Source organism: Serratia sp. 201, from assembly GCF_037027545.1.
Classification (GTDB): Bacteria; Pseudomonadota; Gammaproteobacteria; order Enterobacterales; family Enterobacteriaceae; genus Serratia; species Serratia bockelmannii.
Window position 1 is genome coordinate 203,429 of record NZ_JAXCHC010000003.1, and the last position, 24,880, is coordinate 228,308.

The 24,880-nt window shown below is 57.8% G+C and carries 28 protein-coding genes and 1 other RNA gene; 10 read left to right on the top strand and 19 right to left on the bottom strand.

Features of this window, described 5'->3' with window-relative positions; genetic code table 11:
- Positions 1-161 precede the first annotated feature (161 nt).
- The 4 genes from WA302_RS16600 to mtgA all read left to right on the top strand — a co-directional run bounded on the left by WA302_RS16600 (position 162) and on the right by mtgA (position 5,151).
- Positions 162-1,100 (top strand): TIGR01212 family radical SAM protein, encoded by a 939-nt coding sequence (locus tag WA302_RS16600; protein ID WP_261456609.1) that lies wholly within the window; start codon positions 162-164, stop codon positions 1,098-1,100.
- A gap of 92 nt (positions 1,101-1,192) precedes the next feature.
- Positions 1,193-3,532: an aerobic respiration two-component sensor histidine kinase ArcB gene (gene arcB, locus WA302_RS16605; RefSeq protein ID WP_025304360.1), complete on the top strand. Its 2,340-nt coding sequence runs from the start codon at positions 1,193-1,195 to the stop codon at positions 3,530-3,532.
- Between the two features lie 237 nt (positions 3,533-3,769).
- Complete coding sequence (gene elbB, locus WA302_RS16610) at positions 3,770-4,423, top strand: isoprenoid biosynthesis glyoxalase ElbB (protein WP_060448034.1); 654 nt, start codon at positions 3,770-3,772, stop codon at positions 4,421-4,423.
- A complete protein-coding gene (mtgA, locus tag WA302_RS16615) occupies positions 4,420-5,151 on the top strand; it encodes a monofunctional biosynthetic peptidoglycan transglycosylase (protein ID WP_197822540.1) in 732 nt (243 codons plus the stop codon). Before elbB ends, mtgA begins: the two co-directional genes overlap by 4 nt.
- 39 nt (positions 5,152-5,190) lie before the next feature.
- Here mtgA and dolP read toward each other — a convergent pair whose 3' ends face one another.
- From dolP to WA302_RS16635, 4 genes are read right to left on the bottom strand one after another with little or no spacing between them, the layout of a single operon-like run.
- Positions 5,191-5,766, bottom strand: coding sequence for a division/outer membrane stress-associated lipid-binding lipoprotein (dolP, locus tag WA302_RS16620; protein ID WP_004937101.1), 576 nt, complete (start codon positions 5,764-5,766; stop codon positions 5,191-5,193).
- 9 nt (positions 5,767-5,775) lie between these two features.
- Positions 5,776-6,366, bottom strand: a complete 591-nt coding sequence (diaA, locus tag WA302_RS16625; RefSeq protein WP_004937103.1) for a DnaA initiator-associating protein DiaA — start codon at positions 6,364-6,366, stop codon at positions 5,776-5,778.
- A gap of 51 nt (positions 6,367-6,417) precedes the next feature.
- Positions 6,418-6,771: a YraN family protein gene (locus tag WA302_RS16630; RefSeq protein WP_015379164.1), complete on the bottom strand. Its 354-nt coding sequence runs from the start codon at positions 6,769-6,771 to the stop codon at positions 6,418-6,420.
- Positions 6,768-8,807 carry a penicillin-binding protein activator gene (locus WA302_RS16635; RefSeq protein WP_043141990.1) on the bottom strand — a complete coding sequence of 680 codons (2,040 nt, stop codon included), beginning with the start codon at positions 8,805-8,807 and terminating at the stop codon, positions 6,768-6,770. Before WA302_RS16635 ends, WA302_RS16630 begins: the two co-directional genes overlap by 4 nt.
- A gap of 62 nt (positions 8,808-8,869) precedes the next feature.
- On the opposite strand from WA302_RS16635, the gene rsmI reads away from it, so the two are divergent.
- From rsmI to WA302_RS16655, 4 genes are all read left to right on the top strand, one after another.
- Positions 8,870-9,733, top strand: coding sequence for a 16S rRNA (cytidine(1402)-2'-O)-methyltransferase (gene rsmI / locus WA302_RS16640; RefSeq protein ID WP_004937108.1), 864 nt, complete (start codon positions 8,870-8,872; stop codon positions 9,731-9,733).
- Between the two features lie 41 nt (positions 9,734-9,774).
- Positions 9,775-10,152, top strand: an RNA gene (rnpB, locus tag WA302_RS16645) — RNase P RNA component class A.
- A gap of 315 nt (positions 10,153-10,467) precedes the next feature.
- Positions 10,468-10,746, top strand: coding sequence for a hypothetical protein (locus WA302_RS16650; RefSeq protein ID WP_238476089.1), 279 nt, complete (start codon positions 10,468-10,470; stop codon positions 10,744-10,746).
- 63 nt (positions 10,747-10,809) lie between these two features.
- Positions 10,810-11,043 (top strand): hypothetical protein, encoded by a 234-nt coding sequence (locus WA302_RS16655; RefSeq protein WP_238476090.1) that lies wholly within the window; start codon positions 10,810-10,812, stop codon positions 11,041-11,043.
- A 31-nt stretch (positions 11,044-11,074) separates the two neighbouring features.
- On the opposite strand, the gene WA302_RS16660 is transcribed toward WA302_RS16655, so the two are convergent.
- The 4 genes from WA302_RS16660 to WA302_RS16675 form a co-directional block, all read right to left on the bottom strand.
- Entirely contained in the window at positions 11,075-12,103 is a 1,029-nt protein-coding gene (locus WA302_RS16660) for a hypothetical protein (RefSeq protein ID WP_142591204.1), read from the bottom strand.
- A 128-nt stretch (positions 12,104-12,231) separates the two neighbouring features.
- Positions 12,232-12,672, bottom strand: a complete 441-nt coding sequence (locus WA302_RS16665; RefSeq protein ID WP_238476091.1) for a hypothetical protein — start codon at positions 12,670-12,672, stop codon at positions 12,232-12,234.
- Between the two features lie 33 nt (positions 12,673-12,705).
- Positions 12,706-13,530 carry an abortive infection family protein gene (locus WA302_RS16670; RefSeq protein ID WP_142591202.1) on the bottom strand — a complete coding sequence of 275 codons (825 nt, stop codon included), beginning with the start codon at positions 13,528-13,530 and terminating at the stop codon, positions 12,706-12,708.
- 355 nt (positions 13,531-13,885) lie between these two features.
- On the bottom strand, positions 13,886-14,587 hold the full coding sequence (locus WA302_RS16675; RefSeq protein ID WP_049204376.1) for a pirin family protein: 702 nt from the start codon (positions 14,585-14,587) through the stop codon (positions 13,886-13,888).
- A gap of 107 nt (positions 14,588-14,694) precedes the next feature.
- Here WA302_RS16675 and WA302_RS16680 point away from each other — a divergent pair, with 107 nt between their 5' ends.
- Positions 14,695-15,591 (top strand): LysR family transcriptional regulator, encoded by an 897-nt coding sequence (locus WA302_RS16680; protein WP_025304355.1) that lies wholly within the window; start codon positions 14,695-14,697, stop codon positions 15,589-15,591.
- A 51-nt stretch (positions 15,592-15,642) separates the two neighbouring features.
- On the opposite strand, the gene WA302_RS16685 is transcribed toward WA302_RS16680, so the two are convergent.
- The 11 genes from WA302_RS16685 to WA302_RS16735 all read right to left on the bottom strand — a co-directional run bounded on the left by WA302_RS16685 (position 15,643) and on the right by WA302_RS16735 (position 23,178).
- Positions 15,643-16,629 (bottom strand): glutathione S-transferase family protein, encoded by a 987-nt coding sequence (locus WA302_RS16685; RefSeq protein ID WP_049204378.1) that lies wholly within the window; start codon positions 16,627-16,629, stop codon positions 15,643-15,645.
- A gap of 71 nt (positions 16,630-16,700) precedes the next feature.
- Positions 16,701-17,096 carry a DoxX family protein gene (locus WA302_RS16690; protein ID WP_004937119.1) on the bottom strand — a complete coding sequence of 132 codons (396 nt, stop codon included), beginning with the start codon at positions 17,094-17,096 and terminating at the stop codon, positions 16,701-16,703.
- A 295-nt stretch (positions 17,097-17,391) separates the two neighbouring features.
- Positions 17,392-17,679 carry a YqjK-like family protein gene (locus WA302_RS16695; protein WP_004937121.1) on the bottom strand — a complete coding sequence of 96 codons (288 nt, stop codon included), beginning with the start codon at positions 17,677-17,679 and terminating at the stop codon, positions 17,392-17,394.
- A complete protein-coding gene (locus WA302_RS16700) occupies positions 17,676-18,077 on the bottom strand; it encodes a phage holin family protein (protein WP_015379160.1) in 402 nt (133 codons plus the stop codon). The genes WA302_RS16695 and WA302_RS16700 overlap by 4 nt, the downstream gene beginning before the upstream one ends.
- Positions 18,078-18,079: 2 nt before the next feature.
- Positions 18,080-18,385: a DUF883 family protein gene (locus WA302_RS16705; protein ID WP_004937125.1), complete on the bottom strand. Its 306-nt coding sequence runs from the start codon at positions 18,383-18,385 to the stop codon at positions 18,080-18,082.
- 164 nt (positions 18,386-18,549) lie between these two features.
- Positions 18,550-18,921, bottom strand: a complete 372-nt coding sequence (locus WA302_RS16710; RefSeq protein WP_025304353.1) for a DUF1090 domain-containing protein — start codon at positions 18,919-18,921, stop codon at positions 18,550-18,552.
- A 242-nt stretch (positions 18,922-19,163) separates the two neighbouring features.
- On the bottom strand, positions 19,164-19,538 hold the full coding sequence (gene mzrA / locus WA302_RS16715) for an EnvZ/OmpR regulon moderator MzrA (RefSeq protein ID WP_004937130.1): 375 nt from the start codon (positions 19,536-19,538) through the stop codon (positions 19,164-19,166).
- Complete coding sequence (locus WA302_RS16720; protein WP_025304352.1) at positions 19,535-20,215, bottom strand: DedA family protein; 681 nt, start codon at positions 20,213-20,215, stop codon at positions 19,535-19,537. The genes mzrA and WA302_RS16720 overlap by 4 nt, the downstream gene beginning before the upstream one ends.
- A gap of 136 nt (positions 20,216-20,351) precedes the next feature.
- Positions 20,352-20,798 (bottom strand): hypothetical protein, encoded by a 447-nt coding sequence (locus WA302_RS16725; protein ID WP_336064587.1) that lies wholly within the window; start codon positions 20,796-20,798, stop codon positions 20,352-20,354.
- 186 nt (positions 20,799-20,984) lie between these two features.
- Positions 20,985-21,761: a transcriptional regulator ExuR gene (gene exuR / locus WA302_RS16730; RefSeq protein ID WP_025304350.1), complete on the bottom strand. Its 777-nt coding sequence runs from the start codon at positions 21,759-21,761 to the stop codon at positions 20,985-20,987.
- 118 nt (positions 21,762-21,879) lie between these two features.
- A complete protein-coding gene (locus WA302_RS16735; RefSeq protein ID WP_336064588.1) occupies positions 21,880-23,178 on the bottom strand; it encodes an MFS transporter in 1,299 nt (432 codons plus the stop codon).
- A 284-nt stretch (positions 23,179-23,462) separates the two neighbouring features.
- On the opposite strand from WA302_RS16735, the gene uxaC reads away from it, so the two are divergent.
- A complete protein-coding gene (gene uxaC, locus WA302_RS16740) occupies positions 23,463-24,875 on the top strand; it encodes a glucuronate isomerase (RefSeq protein WP_336064589.1) in 1,413 nt (470 codons plus the stop codon).
- Positions 24,876-24,880 lie beyond the last annotated feature (5 nt).

A 24,880-nucleotide genomic window follows, 5' to 3' on the forward strand; every position in this document is an offset into this window, starting at 1 on the left:
CGATTAGAATAATTCATCAGAATTATAGTGAATTGATTTGCGTTTATGATGAATAGTTATGCCTGGCGGCGCCTTGCGGGGAAAGCGTTGATCTCTGTCATCGCGGGAAAAGCCGTTTCTTATTAGCATCGCGGCTTTGAACACAGAGAATCACCAAGATTATGCAGTTGCCGCAATTAGTCAATATGTTTGGCGCAGATCTCCAGCGCCGCTATGGCGAAAAGATCCATAAACTCACGCTGCACGGCGGATTCAGCTGCCCTAACCGCGACGGCACGTTGGGGCGCGGCGGCTGTACGTTCTGCAATGTCGCCTCGTTCGCCGATGAAGCGATGCAGCGCCAGAGCATCGACGAACAGCTGGCGCAGCAGGCCGCGCGGGTCGATCGGGCGCGGCGCTATCTGGCCTATTTCCAGGCCTATACCAGCACCTATGCGCAGATCGAACGGCTGGCGTCGATGTATCGGCAGGCGTTGGCGCAGAGCGCCATGGTCGGCCTGTGCGTCGGCACCCGGCCGGACTGCGTGCCGCCCGCCGCGCTGGATCTGCTGGCGGGATACCGCGAGCAAGGCTATGAAGTGTGGCTGGAGCTGGGGCTGCAGACGGCGCACGATAAAACGCTGAAGCGCATCAATCGCGGCCATGATTTTCGCTGTTATCAGCAGACGGCGCGGCTGGCCCGGCAACGCGGGCTGAAGGTGTGCTGCCATCTGATCGTCGGGCTGCCGGGAGAAACTCAGCGCGATCATCTGCTCACGCTGCAGCGGGTGGTGGAGACTGGCGTGGATGGCATCAAACTGCATCCGCTGCACGTCGTGACCGGCAGTACCCTGGCACGAGCGTGGCGCGCCGGGCGCTTGTTCGAACTGGCGTTGGAGGACTACGCCGTCAGCGCCGGGGAGATGATCCGCCACACGCCGGGCGAGGTGGTGTATCACCGTCTTTCCGCCAGCGCCCGTCGGCCGACGCTGCTGGCGCCGCTGTGGTGCGAAAACCGCTGGAGTGGCATGCAGGCGGTCGGTGCTTATCTGCAACAGCGCGGTGGGCAGGGCAGCGCGCTGGATGAAAAGTGGCGCTACCGCCCTGGAATGCCGTTCTGAAGTGCAATCTTTGCCACACTTCGGCGTTTGCCGCCTTATCTCACCGCGGTTTTACGGTATGATTCAAAAGATTGTGTCTGATGGGAGCCGCTATGAAGCAAATCCGGGTGTTGGCCCAGTACTACGTTGATTTAATGGTGAAACTGGGGTTGGTACGCTTCTCGCTGCTGCTGGCCTCGGCGCTGGTGGTGCTGGCGATGGTGGTGCAGATGGCGGTGACCATGCTGCTGCGCGGCGAAGTGGAAAGCATCGACGTGGTGCGTTCGATCTTCTTCGGCCTGTTGATCACCCCGTGGGCGGTCTATTTTCTCTCGGTGGTGGTGGAACAGTTGGAAGAGTCGCGCCAACGGCTGGCGCGGCTGGTGGACAAGCTCGAAGAGATGCGCCACCGCGATCTGGAGCTCAATCAGCAGCTCAAAGACAATATCAGCCAGCTGAATCAGGAGATTGCCGACCGTATCAAGGCGGAAGAAGAGCGCCTGCAGGTGATGGAAAAGCTGACCGAAGAGATGGAACAGCGCGAGCTGGCGCAGATTGAGCTGGGCCAGCAATCGGCGCTGTTGCGTTCCTTCCTCGATGCCTCGCCGGATCTGGTCTACTACCGCAACGAAGACAAAGAGTTCTCCGGCTGCAACCGCGCGATGGAGCTGCTGACCGGCAAAAGCGAGAAGCAGCTGATCGGCCTGACGCCGTTCGACGTCTACGGCCAGGAGATCGCCGAAAAGGTCATTGAGACCGACGAGAAGGTGTTCCGCCACAACGTCTCGCTGACCTACGAACAGTGGCTGGTGTATCCCGACGGCCGCAAAGCCTGTTTCGAGCTGCGCAAGGTCCCGTTTTACGACCGGGTGGGCAAACGCCACGGGCTGATGGGTTTCGGCCGCGATATTACCGAACGTAAGCGCTACCAGGACGCGCTGGAGAACGCCAGCAGGGAGAAGACCACCTTTATCTCCACCATCAGCCACGAGCTGCGTACGCCGCTTAACGGCATCGTCGGCCTGAGCCGCATCCTGCTCGATACCGAGCTGAATGACGAGCAACTGAAATACCTGAAGACCATCCACGTCAGCGCCATCACCCTCGGCAATATCTTCAACGACATTATCGAAATGGATAAGCTCGAGCGGCGCAAGGTGCAGCTCGACAACCAGCCGGTGGACTTCACCGGTTTCCTGGCAGATCTGGAGAACCTCTCCGGCCTGCTGGCGCAGCCGAAAGGGCTGCAGTTCATCATGGATCCGCAGACGCCGCTGCCGCAGCAGATCGTGACCGACGGCACGCGCCTGCGGCAGATCTTGTGGAACCTGATCGGCAACGCGGTGAAATTTACCCAGCAGGGGAAAATCGTGGTGCGCGTGCGGCGCGAGGCGCAGGAGAAGTTGGTGTTCGAGGTGGAAGATTCGGGCATGGGCATCCCGCAGGACGAGCAGGACAAGATCTTCGCCATGTATTACCAGGTGAAAGATCAGCGCGGCGGCCGTCCGGCCACCGGCACCGGTATCGGGCTGGCGGTCTCCAAGCGGTTGGCGCAGAGCATGGGGGGTGACATCACCGTGCGCAGCGAACAGGGGCACGGTTCTTGCTTCACTCTGACCATCCAGGCGCCGGCGGTGCAGGAAGCCGTCAGCGAGGTATCGGAGGAAGAGGAGCTGCCGTTGCCGGCGCTGCACATCCTGCTGGTGGAGGATATCGAACTGAACGTGATCGTGGCGCGATCGGTGCTGGAGAAATTGGGCAACAGCGTCGATGTGGCGATGAACGGCCACGATGCGCTGGCGATGTTCGACCCGGACGAGTTCGATCTGGTACTGCTGGACATCCAACTGCCGGACATGACCGGGCTGGATATCGCCCGGGCGCTGCGCGAACGCTATGCCGGGCAGGCGCTGCCGCCGCTGGTGGCTTTGACCGCCAACGTGCTGAAAGACAAAAAAGAGTATCTCGAGGCGGGCATGGACGATGTGCTGAGCAAGCCGTTGTCGGTGCCGGCGCTGACCCAGGTCATCAAACACTATTGGGATCATCAACCTTCTCACACTTCAAAGAAAACGGAGCACAAGGCGATGCAGATTAATGAGTCGTTACTCGATACCGCGATGCTGGAACAGTACATGGATCTGGTTGGCCCGCAGCTGATCCACCAAAGCCTGGAGATGTTCGAACAGATGATGCCGGGCTACCTGGCGGTGCTGGACTCCAACATGACGGCGCGCGATCAGAAAGGCATCACCGAGGAAGGGCACAAGATCAAGGGCGCCGCCGGTTCGGTCGGTCTGCGCCATCTGCAGCAGCTGGCGCAGCAGATTCAAACGCCGACGCTGCCGGCCTGGTGGGATAACGTGCAGGATTGGGTGGATGAGTTGAAGCAAGAGTGGCGCAACGATGTGCAGGTACTGCGGGCTTGGGTTGAGAACGCTGAAAAAAAATGACCCCGACCTAAGCCGGGGTGCGCGAATATTGCGCCAACACCAGGGAAATTGTGAACCTGCGTATTGGTTTCAGTGTTCTGGTCGAGCAGGTTGTTGCGAATTCCTAAACATCATACAGCCAACAACATAGCAAATGTAAGCGCTCTTGTTAGAAGATTCATTAAAATGTGTGATGTAGATTAGTGTTTGTCAACTCAGAGCACGAACCAGTTGACAGCAGCGACAGGAGTAAGAGTGATGAAAAAGGTGGGTGTAGTCCTCAGCGGCAGCGGCGTTTATGACGGTACGGAGATCCATGAAGCGGTGCTGACGCTGCTGGCGTTGGACCGTGCCGGCGCCCAGGCGGTGTGCTTTGCGCCTGATAAACCACAATGCCATGTTATTAATCACTTATCGGGTGAGGAGATGGCGGAGTCGCGCAATGTCCTGATTGAATCGGCGCGCATTGCCCGCGGGGCCGTGCAGCCGCTGGCGCTGGCGGAAGCCGCCCAGTTGGATGCGCTGATCGTGCCCGGTGGCTTTGGCGCCGCCAAGAATCTTAGCAATTTCGCCGAAGCCGGCGCGGAATGTTGGGTCGATGAAGATTTGGCGCGTCTGACGCGCGAGATGCATAAGGCCAACAAACCAATTGGCCTGATGTGCATCGCGCCGGCGCTGTTGCCGAAACTGCTGGATCAACAAGCGCGGCTCACCATTGGCAACGATCCGGACCTAGGGGAAGTGATTGACGCCATGGGCGGCGAGCCGGTGATTTGTCCGGTGGACGACATCGTGGTGGACAGCGAGCACAAGATCGTGACTACGCCAGCCTATATGCTGGCGCCGTCGATCGCGCAGGCGGCCCTCGGCATCGATAAGCTGGTGGCGCGGGTGCTGGAACTGGCTGAATGAGAAAATCGCTCGGCGGATGGCGGCGGCTGCGCCCGTGGTATTGGCTGAAGCGCGGCGTCATCGCGATTATCGGCCTGTGGGTGTTGGGCATTGTGCTCTTTGCCTTCCTGCCGGTGCCGTTTTCCGCCGTGATGGTGGAGAGGAAAGTCAGCGCCTGGCTGAGCGGCGACTTCGGCTACGTCGCCCATTCGGACTGGGTGTCGATGGACGATATCTCGCCGCAAATGGCGCTGGCGGTGATGGCGGCGGAGGATCAGAAGTTTCCAGACCATTGGGGCTTCGATGTGGCGGCCATTGAAAAGGCGCTCAGCCACAACGAGAAGCGCCCGACGCGCATCCGCGGCGCGTCCACGCTGTCGCAGCAGACCGCTAAAAACCTGTTTCTGTGGGATGGCCGCAGCTGGCTGCGCAAAGGGCTGGAGGCCGGGTTGACGTCGGGCATCGAGCTGGTGTGGACCAAGCGACGTATTCTGACGGTGTATCTGAACATCGTCGAGTTCGGCGACGGGGTGTTCGGCGTGGAAGAGGCTTCACAGCGCTTTTTCCATAAGCCGGCCAAACGTCTGAGCGCGGCCGAAGCGGCGCTGCTGGCGGCGGTATTGCCGAATCCGCATCGCTTCAGGGCCGATGCGCCGTCCGGCTATGTGGTGCAGCGTCAACAATGGATTATGCGCCAAATGCGGCAACTGGGCGGGGAAGCGTTTTTACGCGAGAACAAGCTGGATTAAACGGGCGGGAGCGGCACGGTGCCGCTCCCGCCAAGCGGTTTATTTCACATAGGTAAAGGCGGTCGTGACGTGCTTCACGCCGCTGACCTGGCTAGCAATCTGCGCCGCTGACTGCCCTTCCTGCTGCGTGACCAGGCCCAGCAAGAACACTTCGCCGTTTTCGGTAGTAACCTTCACGTTGGACGATTTCACCGTATCGCTGGTGAGCAGCTGCGAACGCACCTTGGTGGTGATCCAGGTGTCGGAGGACGCGGTGCTCAGGCTGACTGGCGTGCCCTGACGGATCTCGTTATACACTTCGGTCGTGCCTTCCACGCCCATGGCGATCTGCTTGGCGCGCGCGGTGAGATCGGCGTTAGGCGACTGGCCGGTCAACAGCACCTTGCCCTGATAGGCGGTGGCGACCACCCGGGCATCTTTCTTCAACTGCTGGTCTTTGCTCAGGGCGCTTTCGACCCTGGCTTCCAGCGTGCCGTCATCCACCTGGGTCCCGACGCTGCGCGGGTCGGTGGCGGTTTTGGTCGCGACGGCCGCACTGCCGACGACGACGCCGGCGATACAGCCTTGCAACAGCAGGGCGCTGGACAGCACTGCAAATGTGGCTTTTAGCTTCATCTCAGTTCCTTAATCGTCCTGGTGGGGGAATAACGTATTGTCTATCAGGTCGCACAGGCAGTTTACGGTCAGCATATGCATTTCCTGAATGCGCGAGCTGCGGTGCGACGGGATGCGGATCTCGACATCCTGCTGGCCGAGCAACCCGGCCAGTTCGCCACCGTCGTAGCCGGTGAGCGCGACGATGGTCATATCGCGGGTCACGGCCGCCTCGACCGCTTTCACAATATCACGGCTGTTGCCGCGGGTGGAAATCGCCAGCAGCACGTCACCGGTGTGCCCAAGTGCGCGCACCTGCTTGGCGTACACTTCGTCGTGCAACCGATCGTTGCTGATCGCCGTCAGCACCACGTTGTCGGCGTTGAGGGCGATGGCTGGCAGGCTGGGGCGCTCGGTTTCAAAACGGTTGATCATGCTGGCGGCGAAGTGCTGCGCGTTGGCCGCCGAGGTGCCGTTGCCGCAGCACAGGATTTTGTTGCCGTTGAGTAAGGATTGAACCAGCGTCATCGCAGCGCGGGAAATGGCGTCCGGCAGTGCTTCCGCCGCCGCGATCTGGGTTTGGATGCTTTCGGTAAAACAGACTTTAATTCTATCCAGCACGTTGTATTAATCCACTAAGTCAAAGGGCCGGTCTGCGCCGCAAAACCCCAATTAATCCGCATTGAAGGCGTTGGGTATCCATTCTAACTGGCTACCGGTAATGGCCAAAACATCAAAACGGCAAGATGATGTGTCAAAACTGGCTCCGCGCCCCGCCAGCCAGACGGCGGCGGCGTGCAGCAACCGCTGTTGTTTGCGAAAGGTGACGCTGGCGGCCGCGCCGCCGAAGGCGTCGTTGCGGCGGTAGCGCACTTCGACGAATACCCAGGTAGTGCCGTCGCGCATGATGAGGTCGAGCTCACCGCCGCGCACCGCGACGTTGGCGGCGCAGAAGGTGAGCCCGGCGTGTTCCAGGTGACGGCGGGCCAGTAACTCGTAGCCCGCCCCGGAGGCGCGTGGGTTCAAGAGACCGGAACGACCGTACCCTGACGGTATTGCAGCCAAGGCAGCTTGCGGTTGATCACGCAGTTCGGCGATGCGCTCAGCGTACCGGTGGTGCCGGAAACCTGGAAACCCGGCAGCTGGCGCATTTCAGCAAAGTGGTTGGCCAATGTCCAGGCATCCATCCCCATTGCATACAGGCGCACCAGCGAGTAATCGTTGCGGAAGCGCGCGCTGGCCTGCTGCAGCAGCTGAGGGTTTGAGCCGGCCAGCAGCGGGATATCGCTGAACTGCAGGCCTTCCATTTCCAGACGGAAGTCCGGGCCGGCGCCGGCCTGGTAGCTGCGCGAGCTGGCGTACATCGCCGGTTTGCCGCGCGAGCTGGTGGCCATGTCGATCATCGGTTTGATCAGCGTCAGTTGGGACTGGGTAGCGACGATATACACCGCGTCGACGCTGCCGCCGGTGGCGGCGGGCACGTCGCTCGGCGGCGCAGGAATGGTCAGCCCGGCGATGGTGACGCTCTGCGGCGCCGGGGCGCTCGACATCGGCGTGCCGGTCATGCGGATGCCGCCGCTGTTCACCATCTGGCGCAGCTCGCCGGCAGAGCCGATGTCCTGACGCAGCACGGTTTGCCCGCCTTGTTTCTGCCATTCCTGGTTAAAGGCCTTGGCGACGCGATCGCCGAAGGCGCCGCGCGGTACCAGCAGCAGCGGTTGACGCTTCTGCTGTTCCCAGATGTGGCGGGCGGCGTCGCGCGCTTCATCTTCCGGCGACAGGGCGAAGTAACAGATGTTCAGGTTGTCCTTCGGCGTTTCCGGCTGGTTGAGCGCCAGCACGTTCAGCGTGGTGGTGCTGGCGGACAGCTGATCGACGTTCTCTTTGAGCAGCGGCCCGACCACCAGAGTAGCGCCATCCTGCTGCGCCTGGCTCAGCAAGGCGGCCAGCGGCTGGCTGGTGGTGTCGTACACTTTGACCTGCGCATTAGCGGCCTGCAGCGGCGTTATCGGCGCGCTGGACGGTGCAGCGGGTTGCGCGGCGGTCACGGCCGGCTGGCTCTCTTGCGCCGAAGGGCTGACGGCGCCGTTGGCGTTGATGTCACCCGCTGCGGCCTGATCGGCCGGCGCCGTTTGGGCCGGTGCGCTGGCAGGTTGCGCGGCTTGAGGTTGCGGCGCCGGCATGGAACCGCCGTTTTTCGCCGCTTCGAAGCCTTGCTGGATGGCGTCGGCGAACACTTTCGCCTGGCCGTTCAACGGCAGCAGCAGGGCGATTTTCGAGGTGGAGGCCTGAGTGAAGTTCAGCACCTGGTTCAGGCGAGCCGGCAGCGTTTTGGCTGCCGGGTTCTTCGGATAACGGTTCTGCCAATCTTTGATGCCGGCCTTCAGCAGATCGGGATCCTGCTTGTTGTCCTGATAGACGCGCAGCAGATCCAGCCAGCCTTGCAGCACGTTCTCGTCGGCGTTGATCACCAGGCTGTTCATCTCCTGCGGCGTCAGCTGCAGCAGGGCCTGCCAGGTTTGATCCAGATTGTCCTGGTGCGGTTTGCCGGTCAGCAACGGCTCCTGAGCGATATAGGCGCGGATCAATGGCAGCGACGCTTTGCCTTGATTGGCGGCGATCTGCGCCTGGTAGTAGCGCACCTTCTGATTTGGCGACAGCGCACCGCTGTCCAGGTGGCCCAGCGTGCTGCGGGCGCTGACGTAGCTCTTGTTGGCGATCTGCAGTTCGGCGGTCAGCAACTGGCGCTCAGTCTGCTGTGCGCCGCTGAGGTTTTTCGGCAACTGATTCAACTGGTCGCCGGCCTGCGGCAGTTTTCCTTCGCGCAGCAAGGCGCGAATAGCAAGTAATTGCCAGTCAGCCTTGTTATCATCGCTGCTTTGCTGCAACTGCTGCAGGTAGTAATCGGAGCTGGCGCTCGCTTCGTCCTGTATATTGGCGGGCGGCGTTTGCGGGGCCCGACTTGGACAGCCTGCCAGGAAAAGGGCGGCCGCGATGACTGCGGTAAGTCGGACAGGCTTGGAACGCCCTGCTTTGGTACGAACGAATGTTGAGGAAAGCATACTGTATCCAGTGATGTTTTTTTCAAGATGCTCAATATTAAATCGGCAACCCGGATGAAACAATGAATCAACACCAACAATCAGTCATTTCTGCATCAACGCTGTATGTGGTGCCCACCCCCATCGGCAATCTGGGCGATATTACCCACCGTGCGTTAGAGGTACTGAAAAGCGTTGATCTGATCGCGGCGGAAGACACGCGCCATACCGGATTGCTGTTGCAACACTTCGCGATCAACGCGCGTCTGTTCGCGCTGCATGACCACAACGAACAGCAAAAGGCCGATCAGCTGCTGGCGAAACTGCAGGAAGGCCAGAGCATCGCGCTGGTGTCCGACGCCGGCACGCCGCTGATCAACGATCCCGGTTATCACCTGGTGCGCCGCTGCCGCGAGGCCGGCATTCGCGTGGTGCCGCTGCCGGGCGCCTGCGCCGCCACCACCGCGCTGTGCGCTGCGGGTGTCGCTTCCGACCGCTTCTGCTACGAAGGCTTCCTGCCGGCGAAAACCAAGGGGCGCAAGGATACGCTGATGGCGCTGGCGGAGGAACCGCGCACGCTGATTTTCTACGAATCCACTCACCGTCTGCTGGAAAGTCTGCAGGACATGGTCACCGTTTGGGGCCCGCAGCGTTATGTCGTGCTGGCGCGCGAGCTGACCAAAACCTGGGAATCTATCCACGGCGCGCCGGTGGGCGAGCTGCTGGCGTGGGTGCAGGAAGATGAAGTGCGCCGCCGCGGTGAGATGGTGCTGATCGTCGAAGGCCACAAGGCGCAGGAGGATGCGCTGCCGCTCGAGGCGCTGCGCACGCTGGCGCTGCTGCAAAAAGAGCTGCCGCTGAAAAAGGCGGCGGCGCTGGCGGCGGAAATCCACGGCGTGAAGAAAAATGCGCTGTATAAGCACGCGCTGGAGCAACAACAGCCGTAAAGCGGTTGACCTGCTGCCGCCGCGACGCTACTATCCGCGCCGGAGTTGACCAGACAGTCGCCGCTTCATTGCCGTCCTCTTCGGGGAGACAGATGGAGGGGAGGAAAGTCCGGGCTCCATAGGGCAGGGTGCCAGGTAACGCCTGGGAGGCGCAAGCCTACGACTAGTGCAACAGAGAGCAAACCGCCGATGGCCCGCGCAAGCGGGATCAGGTAAGGGTGAAAGGGTGCGGTAAGAGCGCACCGCGCGGCTGGCAACAGTTCGTGGCACGGTAAACTCCACCCGGAGCAAGGCCAAATAGGGGTTCACATGGTACGGCCCGTACTGAACCCGGGTAGGCTGCTTGAGCCAGTGAGCGATTGCTGGCCTAGAGGAATGACTGTCCACGACAGAACCCGGCTTACCGGTCAACTCCACTCCTCTTCAAAAACATGGGTTGGTGTGTCCCGCCTGCATTTCACGTTAGAGTGAGATACATTATGGGATACACCAACCGTTGTTCACTTCCTTGTACTCTTCGTCGGAACGGTACGTTCTACCTTTACTTTCGATTATCTGATAAACACTTTTTCAAGTCTTCTTTAGGTTGCCATGATGCTAAGCGAGCTAAGTTCTTAATCACCAGATTAATGTTTTACGTTTCGTTGCTGAAACTTGGTAGGATAGATAGCAATCAGCTAAAATGATTGTGAGAAAAATAAGACGGTTAACTCAAAACGATATTGATATTTTTTTTGCTAGAACTTCAGCAGGAAATTTACGAAGAGGCATACAAGAAAAAATCGGAATCAAGGACGGCAGTAATTTCAGGAAGTAAGGCTATTTCTATCAATGAAGGTTTGCTATTTTCTGAGTTTATTGGGCAGCATCTCGATGAGGGATTTTACAATGGTGCCAGACCATTCTCTGAGGATTATATAACAACATGCCTAAGCTCCCAATTTGATGTTGTTGGAATGGAAAATCAACTTATGGAGGCTTCGATTCAGTATGATTACTTTCCTAAGCTATGACAAGATGCCAGAAAAGCTTTCTTTAGTAAACGTTTTAAAGATTATGGCGATATAGTTGAGTATTTGAAACCTATTCAAAAAAACACTAATGCTTTGCTGACTACGGTTTCTCCTGAAGATGAATTTCAAGTTGGTAAGCAAGTTACTTTAACTGATACGTGGTCTGATTTCGTAAAATATAAATCAAGTTGGACGGATAAAACCCGTCAGATAAATGAAAAGTACTTTGAGGCAATCTCAATAGTTCTATGGAAAGACACCCCTATTGTAGATGTGTCTAAACTAGATATGGACTGACCTCGCCCCGGTAGACGATCCTGCCATATAGTTACTTTTCTTCCTCATCAGGAGCAGACTTTAATACAGGCGTTGTTGTTTTCCCTTTACGTATGCCAAGACTTAATCCTGATGGAAGTTTCTCGAGAGCAATCAATGTCCCACTGTCTACAATGATCCTTTTGTCATCCAAAACTGTATAAGTGGGATACCATCGAAGGGACTCTTGATCCCATTCATATGTTAGCTGTCGTGGTGGATTACCTCTAGTTCTCAACGTTCCAATTAGCTGTTTTGCTTGTGCAGCGGCTTCTGGGAGGGCGTCATGAGCTGCATAGAGAAGCTTCACATTTTTTCCCCTAAACAGGAAAGAAACCTGACAACCGTCTTGATATGAGCTGATGTCGAGCAATGGATTCTTTCTATCAGCTAACTTTGTGAGTAACTTACGAACCCATTCATGAAGTGCTATATAGGTACGTTTGCCAGCTTCAGAAGCAATTGATGTTGTGAATGGATTCCATACTATCGCCAGAAAACTAATGCCGATTCTGATCAGTTCCTGTGTGACTTCCGCTGTGTTATGTGAAAGCTCTGCGTATTTTATTTGTATTGGGGCACTGTCGGTAACCTGTTCTAACCACTTCGAATCAACTTCTCTCGGATCAGTTGCAAATTCAATCCAAGCGCTATCTGGTATCTCTGGAAGTTCCTCGGGGGATGGCTCTAATTTACGAGTGTCGATACCTAATTGATTGAATTCTAAAATATCTCCACCAGCATAAAACCCTAAAATAGCAACAACGAATTTTGAGCCATCTTCATGTACGAAGTTTGCACTTTCAATAGTTTGCCCTTTTGGTCTTCCCGGATCATGGTTATGCAAGAGGATGAAGGGATTTCGATTGATTTTTGCTACAAGCTCAGTAGGATCTGCTGGCACGATGAGTTCACCATCATCACCTCTAGCGTCTGTCCAAAGCACTGCCGGTACAAGTTTTCCATAAAGACCTTTTGAGTGGCGCTCAATGGCGCTGCTTACCCAATCACGAGCACTTTTTGTTTCCAACAGATTAGGCATAAGCAAATTTCCCCGTACATTGCATTTTAATGATTAAGGCGCTAATGGTTATGGTTGTTTGAATTTCAACCATTAACTAGCAAAATGTATGATATTTCAGTTTTCACACGATTGATAAGCAGCCAGTTCTATACCACTCTTTTTTCTTCAAAATGGCAGTGGAAACATTGCCAGCAAGTTCTGGATTGTATGCCATATTCAGGTTCGGCTTCGTAAAATTGTGAACGCATATGAACCGCTTTCCCTAAACCTTCGAAACACTTAGGACAAAAGGCAATATCATCACCTGCTTTCCAATAAACACCTGAATTAAAGGAGAAAGCAGCTTTATCTTTTAACTGTTCTTCAAGTTGCTTATTCTTTTGCTCTGAAGCAAAGAGCAAAGCTTGCGTTGTTATCACTTCCATTTTGGCGCTAGCAAGTTCACTCATCAACTCGACAAGCTCAAGTTTGAGTGTCGCCTTATCAAGATCCTCGCTATCGTTTGCAAGCTTTTTCGCTATCCCTACAGCTTTATCAATGATGCCAACAGCTGCTGCTGTACTAGCTAACACACTAACACTGCTCATTTTTATTCTCCGAAGCATCTAGTCACGAAGTCGCTATTTGTTTTCAAGTTTATCCAGCATATACCCAGCGATGATACCTGCCATTTCAATTGCAGCTTTTGCTTCTGTCTCGGTTATTGAGGGAATCCATGGTCTTCCATGTCCAGTGCCTTGTTTATTCCTTAACCGATTTATCCCTATCGCTGAGTGATACAATCCCCGCTCCATGCTTCTTTGAGGAGCCTCAGAAGATTTATACTCTTCTTCCGGGGTTGCTAGACCGAGTGCAATGAATGCTTGTCCCATAAGCGCTTGAAAGTTGGATTGTTGTGGGTAAGAGCCATACTTTTGAGTTAAAACATGGGCTGCGGTTGCTTCTAGGAGGTCTTTGCTAGTCCCTGATAGTAATGCGGCATCTTCAGCCCCCTTTCTTGCTCTGTTCGAATAGATGCGAAGAGCATCCGTTAACGCTCGCCCGTGTAACGAATCCAAGCTCTGGGTTTGTATGCTCCCATCTATTGCTAAGATTAAACCTTCTACTTTGAAGGCTTCGATAGCGCCTTTGATAGCATCTTGTCCAACATAATTGGGTGAATGTTCACGAAAGCCACCCAAAACTTTGACTTTGGTGAAGATGGTTTCGAAAAGCTTCTCACCGGCCATAAGATCATGCTCTAAAGCCCAATAGAGTACAGCCCGAACTCGCTTCGCTTTCCCGACTGTTTGCCCTTGAGACTTAGGATCAGCTATTGCAAGCCCTGCTCGAGCTATTGCGAATTCTAAATCCGAATGGCTTGGCTCCCTTCGATTATCTGCCTGTGCATCGTCTATCATTTTGGTAATGGCGGCTATGGTCATTTCAGTCAAAGGTACTTTCATTACTTTTCTTCCTTGCGTAACCATCCTGTAAACCGGGCGGGGGAATGCTAGAGGCTGTTAATGATACTAACTTTATCTCCTAGCACTGTGATCAACAACCAGTAGTCCATAACAAATTACTCCCCATAAGTGAGAGTTCCGCGCTATTAGAGAGAAAAAGTTCAGGTGTTAATAACACAGCCAAAGCTGATAGAATGGGATACAAACCGAGATACATATGAATGTTTAACCACATGTAAATGCGGTGGGAATCAGCCTCTTGGATTTGGCTAGTTGCCTTACCGGTCAACTCCCTCGACAAAAGAAAACCCCGCGCAACTGGCGTTGCGCGGGGTTTTTCGTTTTTCGGCCCGGCTTACACCGGCAGGTCAATCAGCAGCGCGCGCAGCGGCGTCTCGGCGCGGATCGTCAGGCGATTCTCCTCACGCACGAAGGCGCCGTCGCCGCAGGTCAGGCGCTGTTCCTCGTGGCGCTCGCCGGTGGCGGCGATGGTACCGTGTATCGACTGCAGATAAGCGCGCGGCCCATTAATCGTCAGCGTGTGTTCTTCGCCCGGCTGCAGATCGAGATGATGGATCCAGACCTGCTGGCGCAGCTGCAGGCTGCCCTGCGCGCCGTCAGGCGAGGCCAGCAGCAGGTTGCCTGCCGCCGGCAGCGTCAGACGCTGCACCCGCTCGTTGTTGCGTTCCGGGCAGGCATCCAGCCACAGCTGCAGACGAGTCAGTGGCGTATCGCTGCTGACGTTCTGTTCGCTGTAGCTCAGGCTTGGCTGGGTGGCCAACAGCAGCGCTTCGCCGGCTTTGGCGCGTGCGGTGTTGCCGTCGCTGTCGCGGTATTCCGCCTCGCCTTGCAGGATCAGGTTCAGGATATCGACGCTGGGATAGGTGCGCGGCTGGAACGACGCGCCCGGCGCCAGCACCTCCTGATTCAGCACGCGCAGCGACGCGTAGCCCATCAGTTTGGGATCGAAGTAGTGACCAAAGGAAAAGGTGTAGCGAGCCTGCAGCCAACCAAAGTCAGCTTGCCCGCATTGTTGTGCTGTTCTGCATGTAATCATGGCAATCGGCTCTCTAAATTCATTATCCAAATGGTAAGCATCTGGACGTCGGATTGTTAGCCAGTTAATCTGGTCGGCATATTCAAATTTCCTGACAGAGGGATGCGATGGCCAGAGATCGGGCGCTCACGCTTGAGGCACTAAGGGTGATGGATGCAATCGACCGGCGCGGCAGTTTCGCCGCGGCCGCCGACGAATTGGGCCGGGTGCCGTCGGCACTCAGCTACACCATGCAAAAATTGGAAGAAGAATTGGACGTGGTGCTGTTCGACCGTTCGGGCCACCGCACCAAGTTCACCAACGTGGGGCGCATGTTGCTGGAACGCGGGCGGGTGCTGCTGGAAGCGGCCGACAAGCTGACCACCGACGCCGAGGCGCTGGCGCGCGGTTGGGAAACTCACCTGACCATCGTCAGCGAAGCGCTGTCGCCGCCGAGCCTGCTGTTCCCGCTGGTGGACAAGCTGGCGCTGAAGGCCAACACCCAGGTGTCGATTTTCACCGAGGTGCTGGCGGGCGCCTGGGAGCGGCTGGAGCAGGGGCGCGCCGACATCGTGATCGCGCCGGACATGCATTTTCGCGCGTCGTCCGAGATCAACACCCGCAAACTGTATAAGGTGATGAGCGTTTATGTCGCCGCGCCGGATCATCCTATCCACCTGGAGCCGGAGCCGCTTTCCGAAGTGACCCGCGTGAAATACCGCGGCATCGCGGTGGCGGATACCGCTCGTGAGCGCCCGGTGTTGACCGTACAGCTGCTGGATAAGCAGCAGCGTCTGACGGTGAGCACCATTGAAGATAAACGTCTGGCGCTGCTGGCCGGGTTGGGGGTGGCGACCATGCCGTATCCGATGGTGGAGAAAGATATCGAGGCCGGGCGGCTGCGCGTGGTGGGGCCGGAATACAGCCGCGAAGCCGATATCATCATGGCCTGGCGGCGCGACAGCATGGGGGAGGCGAAAGCCTGGTTCCTGCGCGAAATTCCGCGCCTGTTCGCACAGCGTTAACGTTGGTGGGATGACATCCCCTTGCCGGGCGGCAAGGGGATTTTTTTCGCCTTAACCGAAGCGCTGGTCGCGGCCGTGCGGCTCGTCCAGATCCTGCGCCGGCCCGATGGAAATGATGCCGTGCGGGTTGATGGTGGCGTGGCTGCGGTAGTAGTGGTTGCGAATGTGCGGCAGGCTGACCGTCTCGGCGATGCCCGGCATCTGGTAGATGTCGCGCAGGAAGCCGTACAGGTTGAGGTAGTCGCTGATGCGGTGTTTATCGCACTTGAAGTGGGTGACGTACACCGGATCGAAACGCACCAGCGTGGTCCACAGACGCAGGTCGGCTTCGGTCAGCCGATCGCCGGTCAGGTAGCGATGCTGCCCCAGGAGCTGCTCCAGGCGCTCCAGCGCGTTGAATACCCCGTTGACTGCTTCGTCATAGGCTTCCTGGCTGGTGGCAAAACCGGCTTTGTACACGCCGTTGTTCACTTGATCGTAAATCCAACCGTTCAGCTCATCGATCTTGCCGCGCAGCGCGGTCGGGTAGTAGTCGCCTGCCCGAGCGCCGACGCCGTCAAATGCGCTGTTGAACATGCGAATGATGTCGGCGGATTCGTTGCTGACGATGGTTTGCCGCTGTTTATCCCACAGCACCGGCACGGTCACGCGTCCGCTGTAGTGCGGATCGGCCCGCAGGTAGATCTGGTACAGGAAGTCGGCGTGATACAGCGGATCGCCGGTGGTTTCCGGAAAATCCTGGCCGAAGGTCCAGCCGTTTTCCAGCATCAGCGGGTGCACCACCGAGACCGGAATGATCTGCTCCAGCCCTTTCAGTTTGCGCATCAGCAGCGTGCGATGCGCCCAGGGGCAGGCGAGAGAAACATAAAGGTGATAACGGCCCGCTTCGGCCTGGAAGCCGCCCACGCCGTGTTCGCCCGGCTGACCGTCGGCGGTCACCCAATTGCGAAACTGAGCGGTTGAACGTTTGAAACGGCCGCCGGTAGATTTGGTGTCATACCAGATGTCTTGCCAAACGCCATCGACGAGTTGTCCCATGGGAATCTCCTTGGTGTCCGAGTTAAAAAACGACAGAGCCCGGCATGCCGGGCCCTGAATGACAGTTTAGATTACCATTTCTTGTTCAGAAGACGGTCGATGCTGAAGCCGCCCGGGCCTGCGACCGCCAACACGATGAAGCCGCCGGCAATGGTCAGGTTTTTCATGAACATCAGCTGGTTTACGCCTTCCGCAAAGTCAGTGTGGAACAGCAGCGCGGTCAGGATGGTGAAACCGGCAGTGAACAGCGCCACGGTGCGGGTCAGGAAACCGAACAGGATCGCCAGACCGCCGCCAAATTCCAGCAGGATGGTCAGCGGCAGCAAGAAGCCAGGCACGCCCATCGATTGCATGTACTGTTGGGTACCGGCATATGCGTCACCCATTTTGCCGTAGCCTGCCACGATAAACAGGATTGGCATCAGAATACGAGCAACCAACAAACCTGTATCTTCTAATTTTTTCATCATCTACTCCAAAGTGTTTTTGTGCGCCTGTTCGGCGGTAGTCATATCAACGGGCGGCGTAGCGGGTCTCTGACCCTGTCCGCTCCGTATCGTATTGATGGAGTGAATGTTAAGCGGGAAGTGCTCAGGTTGTTAGCAAGTAAAACTGTCGTAATTTTTCAAAAAATCTGAATCTTTAGCGTGCTAATAAAATGCCGCCGATCAGCAGGTTGCCCGGCCCCGGGGTTGGACGCGTTGTATCAAGGGAGAAAATGCGGGCAGAGCAACAGGAGGTTTGAAGGAAAGACTAAGCGGCTTACTTGGCGGAAAACGTCTTTTTAAACAGACGGATAGCGCTCCATGCGCCGAAAGCGCGACGCGACCAGCGGATCATCTTGCTGGGATGGCGGATGCCGTACAGCGCCATGACGCTGGAACCGAGCACCAGATAGCGGCGCAGGCCAAACACCGTTTGCCAGCCGCGGTCGATGCGTTCGGTCTTTTCCAGCCACAGAGACTTGTGTTCGGCCAGATCCAGACGCTGTTGCTGGATCTGCCGAATCAGCCTCTCTTTTTTCCATTCCAGATAGCGGCGGCGGCTCATGGCTCGCGCTCCAGTTCGGCGCGGTCGAGTTCCAGCTGTTTGCGCGTGGCACCGAGCAGTGTGGTGCGACGGGCCTTGACCAGCGTCCAGATGGTGCCGACCACGGCGAGGAACAGCAGCACGCCGGTTGTCGCGCCCAGCGCCACCAGCCGGTAGACCGGATCGATGGCCCAGAAGATCAGGATCAGCAGGCTCATCAAACCGAAGGCGGTGAACAGCAGCGTCATGCCGGCCATGATCAGCAGCTGAATGAGGTTGGCTTTCTCCTCTTCCAGCTCGACCACTGCCAGCCGGACGCGGGTTTCCACCATGCCGACCAGGATCGTGATGATGCGCTGACCGATATCCAGGACCCCTTTAGCGGGGCCCTGCGCGCGCACTTGCGGTTGTTCAGCCATGATTAACGACGCGCGAGCAGCACGCCCAACACGACGCCGACCGCCGCGCCGATACCGATGCCGGTCCACGGGTTGTCGCGCACGTAGTCGTCGGCCTGGCCGGCGATCTGCTTGGTTTGCGAAGCCAGCTTGTCACCGGCGTCGCTCAGGCGAGCGCGGGTCTCTTTCAGCGCGCCTTCCGCTTTCGAGCGCAGCTTCTCCAGCTCGGCTTTCGGCTTGTCGGTGGAGGAGTTCAGCACTTCCTCCAGCGTATCGGCTAAGGACTTCAGTTCAGCGCGTAAGTTTTCTGCATTTGAATCATGTGCCATGTGATTATTCCTTAACGTTTATTTCGACAGACTTTTAACATAGCGGATTTTTTCGCCGGAGCAAAGGGGTGATGGCCAGCAGATAACACCAGACATCAATTTCATATGCTTAAGAAATCCCGTATGATGGGGCTCTCATCGATAAATCCGCTGGTGTGAAAAAATTATTCCGCCTGGGCGCGTTTCAACTCAGCTTGCGCTTCCGCCAGCTTTTGCTGCTTCTTGGCGACCTTGTCCAGCTTGCCGGTTTGCTGCGTTTCTTTCAGTTCCTGCCGGCGCTCGTCGACCTTGCGCTGTTTCTCTGCGATGTTTTTTTGGCGTTCGGCTTGCAGGCCGGCTTCGGTGCAGTGAGTCTGCACTTCGCTCAGCGCTTTTTTTAGCCCGTCCACGCGGTGGGTGTTACCGTGCTGGGTGGCGTAGTCGATTTGCTGTTGGATGTTTTGCGCTTTGGCGGCACAACCGCCCTCAGCGGCCGCAGCGAGGGCCGGCAGTGTGCAGAGAGGCAACAGCAGTAACAGGGAGTGGCGTAATTTCATCTTTCAGTTCCTTTTCATGGGGTACCTGAACAGGCACCCGCTTTCCTGGCTGCCGAAGGCGGCAGCGCGAGAGGAGGGCGTTCATCGCCGGCTGAAGTTATCCTTCAGCATAGTCATGAAACCGGCGTGCCCCCAAAGAATCAGCCGTGACTCAGTGCTGACTGATTAATTCTTGAGCTAATCGGTGCGAATGAAAATGAAGATAATGGCAGTGAAAGGAAACCCCTTCATCTGAAGGGGGATTATCCCAGATTGAGTGGGGAACGCGCAAATTCGCGCACCCAATGCGATGGCACGGGGGATTCGCTCAACGCGATGTGGTAACCGGGCGGCAGGATGGTTTGCAGCGCTTCGCGCGCCAGCAACTGCTGCTCCGGCGAATCCAGACGGATGACCAGGCCATCACCTTCCGGCGTGATGCTTTTGATGCGGATGCCGCGCTCATCCAGGCGCTGGTAGACGTAAAAGCCGTCGGGCAGCGACAGCCCTTGCTGGCTGGCGCGAATGCGCAGCTCGCTCTCGGTGCGCACCATACAGGGCACCAGCAGCGTCGCCAACGCCAGTAGGGCGAGCGCGATCATCAAGACGTATTGCCAGCGCGGGCGCTTTGCTGTCACGCCCCTTTCCCCGGGTTCTGGCCGCTGGCGCGTTTCTTGCGCCACAGCACGATCAGTGAGCCGACCAGCCCAACCACCAGCAATACCAGCGGCAACATCATCAGGCAGAACATCAGTTGATCTTCATACTTGCGGAACACCGGGGTTTTCCCGAGGGCGAAGCCCAGCGTCGTCAGGATCAAGACCCACAGCAGGCCGCTCATCCAGTTGAAGAACTGGAAGCGCGCGTTGTTCAGGCCGGACAGGCCAGCGATGGTTGGCAGCAGGGTGCGCACGAAGGCCAGGAAGCGGCCGACCAGCAGGGCGGAAAGGCCGTGGCGGTGGAACAGGTTATGCGCACGCTGATGGTAGTGGGCCGGCAGATGCGAAAGCCAGCCTTGCACCGTTCGCGTATTGCCGAGCCACCGGCCCTGTATATAGCTGACCCAGCAGCCCAGGCTGGCGGCGACGGTCAGGATAACGATGGTCAATGGGAAGCCCATGGTGCCTTTGGCGATCAGCACGCCGACCAGGATCAGCAGGCTGTCGCCCGGCAGGAAAGCGGCCGGCAGCAGCCCGTTTTCCAAAAACAGGATCATGAACAGCAGGATGTAGAGGGTCCACACCAGCGAAGGGTTCGCCAGCGTCTCAAAATCCTGCTGCCATAAGGCATGTATCAGTTCTTTAATGATATCCATCCGGTGTTCCTAAAACGTCATTGTTTATTTTTATCTCAGCGGTGGAACGGGCGTGGGCTGAAAACGCGCGGCGATCCTGAATGCTGATAACGATGAAACGGCGTTGCTTTAAGGTTTCTAAGCGGTGCGACACCGGTCATAGGTGGTAAGTCAGCGTGCCACGGTACTGCATGTTACTTTCTTTCCAGCCGGCCTGCCGACTCTGTTGCCTGGAGGCGTCCAGCATCCCGTCGACCTGGGCAAGCCGGTTGGGAGCCGGCGTGTCCTGGCGGGGGAAGCGAATTCGGTAGCCTGGCTCTGCGGCCAGGGTATAGACCGGCACCGGCAGGGAGGAGGCGAGCAGCGAGCCGGAGAAAGAGTGCGCTCTGGGCAGCAGCAGCGGCAACTTGCCGGGGGCTTTGCGGCGCGCTTCGGCCGGCGTCCGATACACCTGATCATAGGGGGAAAGCGCCGGCTCCGCCAACAGCGGCAGGCTGCTCAGCGCGCTGGGGGTGGGCTTGGGTGACGCCACGCATAGCTGTGGGCCGGAGACCGAACCGGTCCAGCAGAAAACAGCAATCAGCATGGCAAACAACCAGCGCATTTATTCGCGTCCCGCCCCCGCAGCAATGGGTAAAAAAGTGGGCTAACTCTACCAAAATAGCACGATTGGCAACAGGGAAATCTACGTTGCCGACGGTGAAATAGTACACGGCAAACGGCGGTTCCGGCATCGATTCAGCGGATTTTACATTACCTGACATAAGCCGACGGTTTTTGACCGCCGTGGCTATTTCGGCTCGTGGCCCACGCCATCCAGATGCACCACCGGATTCTCGGCGAACAGGTAGCGATCGGCGTTGTATTCGAAGTCGTCGCTGGTGGCGTTGAACAGCATCTGCTTGGTGTTTTCCAGGTGCTGCCACATCGCCAGTTTGGCGGCGTAAGGATCTTTGCGCATCAGCGCCTTGAGGATCTGATCGTGATCGTCGCACCAGCTGGCGATCGAACGTTCGTCGATATGCTCGTGCAGTTTCTTCCAGTAAGGGTTGTTGACCCGCTGCACCCACATTTTTTCCACGATGGTGGCCATGGCGGTGTTCTGGGTGGCCAGCGCCACCTGCACGTGGAACTTCAGATCCCACTGCGAGTCGCGGAAACGATCCTCTTTGCGGGCATGCTCCTGGATCTCCATTAGTTGCACGATATCCTGCTTGGTCACCTGGGTGGCGGCAAATTCGGCGATGTTGCTTTCTATCAGCTGGCGCGCCTGCAGCAGCTCAAACGGGCCGGCGGTGGCGAACTCGATGCTGTCGCCCGGCACCACCAGGTGTTTTTGCTGGTTGGACACCACGTGGATCCCGGATCCCTTGCGCACGTCCACATAGCCTTCGACTTCCAGCATGATGATCGCTTCGCGCACCACGGTGCGGCTGACATTCATCTCTTCGGCGATGTATCGCTCGGCCGGCAGCTTGTCGCCTACCGGATAACGGCCGCTTTCGATGCGTTGCTTCAGCTCGGCGGCCAGTTGCTGATACAGGCGTCTGGTTTCAGTGAATTCCATAGTGAATGCTCTATACGGTGCGGTGGGAAGGGGCGCGTGGCCATCGGATTTGTTATACCACTTATTCGGCACCGCTGCCAGAGGAGCAAGGGGCCCGGCGCAGCGGCCGGGCGGGGGATCAGCTGCGCGCCGGGGTGGGCTGCAGCGCGGCGGGTTGCGGTTCGGCGGCCGGGCGGTTTTGCAACACCGTCCAGATGACGATGGCGCCGAGAATGTCAAAGACCGACAGCGCGGCGAACAGTGGGCTGAAGCCGAGGGTGTCCGCCAGGGCGCCGACCACCAGGGCGAACAGCGTGCTGGCGGTCCAGGCCGCCATGCCGGTCAGCCCGTTGGCGGTCGCCACCTCATTGCGGCCGAACACGTCGGAAGAGAGGGTGATCAACGCGCCGGACAGCGCCTGATGGGCGAAGCCCCCGACGCACAGCAGCGCGATAGCCGCGTAAGGGCTGGTGAACAGGCCGATCATGCCGGGGCCGATCATCAACACCGCCCCCATCGTCACCACCAGCTTGCGCGAGACGATCAGGTTGACCTTGAAATACTTCTGGAACAGCGGCGGCAGATAACCGCCGACGATGCAGCCGAGATCGGCGAACAGCATCGGCATCCAGGCGAACATGGCGATCTCTTTCAGATTAAAACCGTAGGCCTTGAACATGAACAGCGGGATCCAGGCGTTGAAGGTGCCCCACGCCGGCTCCGCGAGAAAGCGCGGCAACGCGATGCCCCAGAACTGGCGATTGCGCACGATCTGCCAGGCGGACATCTTTTTGGCGTTAGAGGTCTGGTGCTGCGCTTCCTGGCCTTCGAGGATGTAACGGCGTTCTTCCAGGCTCAGTTTCTTCTGATCTTTCGGGTGTTTGTAGAACAGCAGCCAGCAGATGGCCCAGATCAGGCTCAGCACGCCGGTGATGATGAACGCCATCTCCCAGCTGTGCGCGACGATGGCCCATACCACCAGCGGCGGGGCGATCATGCCGCCGATCGACGAGCCCACGTTGAAATAGCCGACGGCGATCGAACGCTCTTTGGCCGGAAACCATTCGCTGCTGGCCTTCAGCCCGGCGGGGATCATTGCCGCTTCCGCCATACCGACCGCGCCGCGCGCCAACGCCAGCCCGCCCCAACTGTTGGCCAGTGCGGTGCCCATGCAGAACAGCGCCCACAGAATGGCGAACATGGCGTAGCCGACCTTGGTGCCCAGCACGTCCAGCACGTAGCCCGCCACCGGTTGCATCACGGTGTAGCACGCGGAGTAGGCGGCGACGATATAGGAATACTGTTGGGTGGTGATGTGCAGCGTATCTTCCAGCGTCGGCGCCGCCACGGCAATGGCGTTGCGGGTCAGGTAACCCAGCACGGTGCCGATGGTCACCAGTCCGATCATGTACCAGCGTAACCCTTTAATTTTACGCATCCGAAGTGTCTCCCCGTTTGAAGGTGTGGCCGTCGATGCGGCTGGCGAGACAATAACCTGTCATACAGGTTTAAAAGTTGAGTGATATCACAAAAGGAATTATTCGCCTGAGCAATACTGTTGCCGGTGAAACAGGGCATTTTTGCCGGTAAATTGAGCGAAAAAGGGCGTAGAGAGAGGATGAACGGCAGACCTCGGGAAAAATCTGCTGGACGTTAGTAAAAATTGGTGTGATAACTTTTGTGATTCGAACCCCGTGCCGCACGGCAAGTAAGGAGCCCGAGATGGCGACGTTTTTGAGCGAAGATTTCCTGCTGGACAGCGAATTTGCCCGGCGCTTGTATCACGATTACGCGGCGCAGCAGCCGATTTTTGATTATCACTGTCATTTGCCGCCGCAGCAGATCGCGGAGAATACCCGCTTCAGCAACCTGTACGATATCTGGCTGCGGGGCGATCACTACAAATGGCGGGCGATGCGCACCAACGGCGTGGCGGAGCGGTTGTGCACCGGCGATGCGGGCGATCGCGAGAAATTCGACGCCTGGGCCGCCACGGTGCCGCACACCATCGGCAACCCGCTCTATCACTGGACGCATCTGGAGCTGCGCCGGCCGTTCGGCATCACGGATACGCTGTTGTCGCCGGCCACGGCGGATGAAATCTGGCAGCGCGGCAATGCGCTGCTGGCGCAGGATGCGTTTCGCGCACGTGGCATCATGCAGCAAATGAACGTGAAAATGGTCGGCACCACCGACGATCCGATCGACGATCTGCGCCATCATCGGGCGATCGCCGAGGATCATAGCTTCGATATCAAGGTGCTGCCGAGCTGGCGGCCGGACAAAGCTTTCACTATCGATGCGTCCGGCTTCAACGACTATCTGCGGCAGCTGGAGGCGGCGGCGGACACCGCCATCGGCCGCTTCAGCGCGCTGTGCGACGCCCTGTACAAGCGCATGGATCACTTCGCCGCTCACGGTTGCAAAGTGGCCGATCATGCGCTGGACGTGGTGGTGTTTGGCGAGGCCGATGAAGCGGCGCTGGATGCGATCCTGCTGCGCCGCCTGAACGGCGAGCTGCCGACGCCGGAACAGAGCGCCCAGTTCAAAAGCGCTGTGCTGCTGTTTTTGGCCGGCGAATACCGGCGCCGAGGCTGGGTGCAGCAGTATCACATCGGCGCGCTGCGCAATAACAACAGCCGCATGTTGGCCGCCGTCGGGCCGGATATCGGCTTCGACTCGATCAACGACCGGCCGCTGGCGGAACCGCTGTCGCGGCTGCTGGATGCTCAGGCGCGGCAGGGCGGTCTGCCAAAAACCATTCTCTATTGCCTCAATCCGCGCGATAACGAAGTGATCGGCACCATGATCGGCAATTTTCAGGGGGAAGGCACGCCGGGCAAGATGCAGTTCGGCTCCGGTTGGTGGTTCAACGATCAGAAGGACGGCATGCAGCGCCAAATGACGCAGCTGGCCCAGCTCGGGTTGCTGAGCCGCTTCGTCGGCATGCTGACCGACAGTCGCAGCTTCCTGTCGTATACGCGGCATGAATACTTCCGCCGCATCCTTTGCCAGATGATCGGCCGCTGGGTGGCGGACGGCGAAGCGCCGGCGGATATCGCGCTGCTGGGCGAGATGGTGAAAAACATCTGCTTCGACAACGCCAAAAACTATTTCGCCATCGAACTGGCGTAGCCGTT

Excerpts from the sequence above, each read along its gene's own strand:
- WA302_RS16600 (WP_261456609.1), top strand. The coding sequence starts at position 162 with ATGCAGTTGCCGCAATTAGTCAATATGTTTGGCGCAGATCTCCAGCGC.
- arcB (WP_025304360.1), top strand. The coding sequence starts at position 1,193 with ATGAAGCAAATCCGGGTGTTGGCCCAGTACTACGTTGATTTAATGGTG.
- elbB (WP_060448034.1), top strand. The coding sequence starts at position 3,770 with ATGAAAAAGGTGGGTGTAGTCCTCAGCGGCAGCGGCGTTTATGACGGT.
- mtgA (WP_197822540.1), top strand. The coding sequence starts at position 4,420 with ATGAGAAAATCGCTCGGCGGATGGCGGCGGCTGCGCCCGTGGTATTGG.
- dolP (WP_004937101.1), bottom strand. The coding sequence starts at position 5,766 with ATGAAGCTAAAAGCCACATTTGCAGTGCTGTCCAGCGCCCTGCTGTTG.
- WA302_RS16635 (WP_043141990.1), bottom strand. The coding sequence starts at position 8,807 with ATGCTTTCCTCAACATTCGTTCGTACCAAAGCAGGGCGTTCCAAGCCT.
- rsmI (WP_004937108.1), top strand. The coding sequence starts at position 8,870 with ATGAATCAACACCAACAATCAGTCATTTCTGCATCAACGCTGTATGTG.
- WA302_RS16660 (WP_142591204.1), bottom strand. The coding sequence starts at position 12,103 with ATGCCTAATCTGTTGGAAACAAAAAGTGCTCGTGATTGGGTAAGCAGC.
- WA302_RS16665 (WP_238476091.1), bottom strand. The coding sequence starts at position 12,672 with ATGAGCAGTGTTAGTGTGTTAGCTAGTACAGCAGCAGCTGTTGGCATC.
- WA302_RS16670 (WP_142591202.1), bottom strand. The coding sequence starts at position 13,530 with ATGAAAGTACCTTTGACTGAAATGACCATAGCCGCCATTACCAAAATG.
- WA302_RS16675 (WP_049204376.1), bottom strand. The coding sequence starts at position 14,587 with ATGATTACATGCAGAACAGCACAACAATGCGGGCAAGCTGACTTTGGT.
- WA302_RS16680 (WP_025304355.1), top strand. The coding sequence starts at position 14,695 with ATGGCCAGAGATCGGGCGCTCACGCTTGAGGCACTAAGGGTGATGGAT.
- WA302_RS16685 (WP_049204378.1), bottom strand. The coding sequence starts at position 16,629 with ATGGGACAACTCGTCGATGGCGTTTGGCAAGACATCTGGTATGACACC.
- WA302_RS16690 (WP_004937119.1), bottom strand. The coding sequence starts at position 17,096 with ATGAAAAAATTAGAAGATACAGGTTTGTTGGTTGCTCGTATTCTGATG.
- WA302_RS16695 (WP_004937121.1), bottom strand. The coding sequence starts at position 17,679 with ATGAGCCGCCGCCGCTATCTGGAATGGAAAAAAGAGAGGCTGATTCGG.
- WA302_RS16700 (WP_015379160.1), bottom strand. The coding sequence starts at position 18,077 with ATGGCTGAACAACCGCAAGTGCGCGCGCAGGGCCCCGCTAAAGGGGTC.
- WA302_RS16705 (WP_004937125.1), bottom strand. The coding sequence starts at position 18,385 with ATGGCACATGATTCAAATGCAGAAAACTTACGCGCTGAACTGAAGTCC.
- WA302_RS16710 (WP_025304353.1), bottom strand. The coding sequence starts at position 18,921 with ATGAAATTACGCCACTCCCTGTTACTGCTGTTGCCTCTCTGCACACTG.
- WA302_RS16720 (WP_025304352.1), bottom strand. The coding sequence starts at position 20,215 with ATGGATATCATTAAAGAACTGATACATGCCTTATGGCAGCAGGATTTT.
- WA302_RS16725 (WP_336064587.1), bottom strand. The coding sequence starts at position 20,798 with ATGCGCTGGTTGTTTGCCATGCTGATTGCTGTTTTCTGCTGGACCGGT.
- exuR (WP_025304350.1), bottom strand. The coding sequence starts at position 21,761 with ATGGAATTCACTGAAACCAGACGCCTGTATCAGCAACTGGCCGCCGAG.
- WA302_RS16735 (WP_336064588.1), bottom strand. The coding sequence starts at position 23,178 with ATGCGTAAAATTAAAGGGTTACGCTGGTACATGATCGGACTGGTGACC.
- uxaC (WP_336064589.1), top strand. The coding sequence starts at position 23,463 with ATGGCGACGTTTTTGAGCGAAGATTTCCTGCTGGACAGCGAATTTGCC.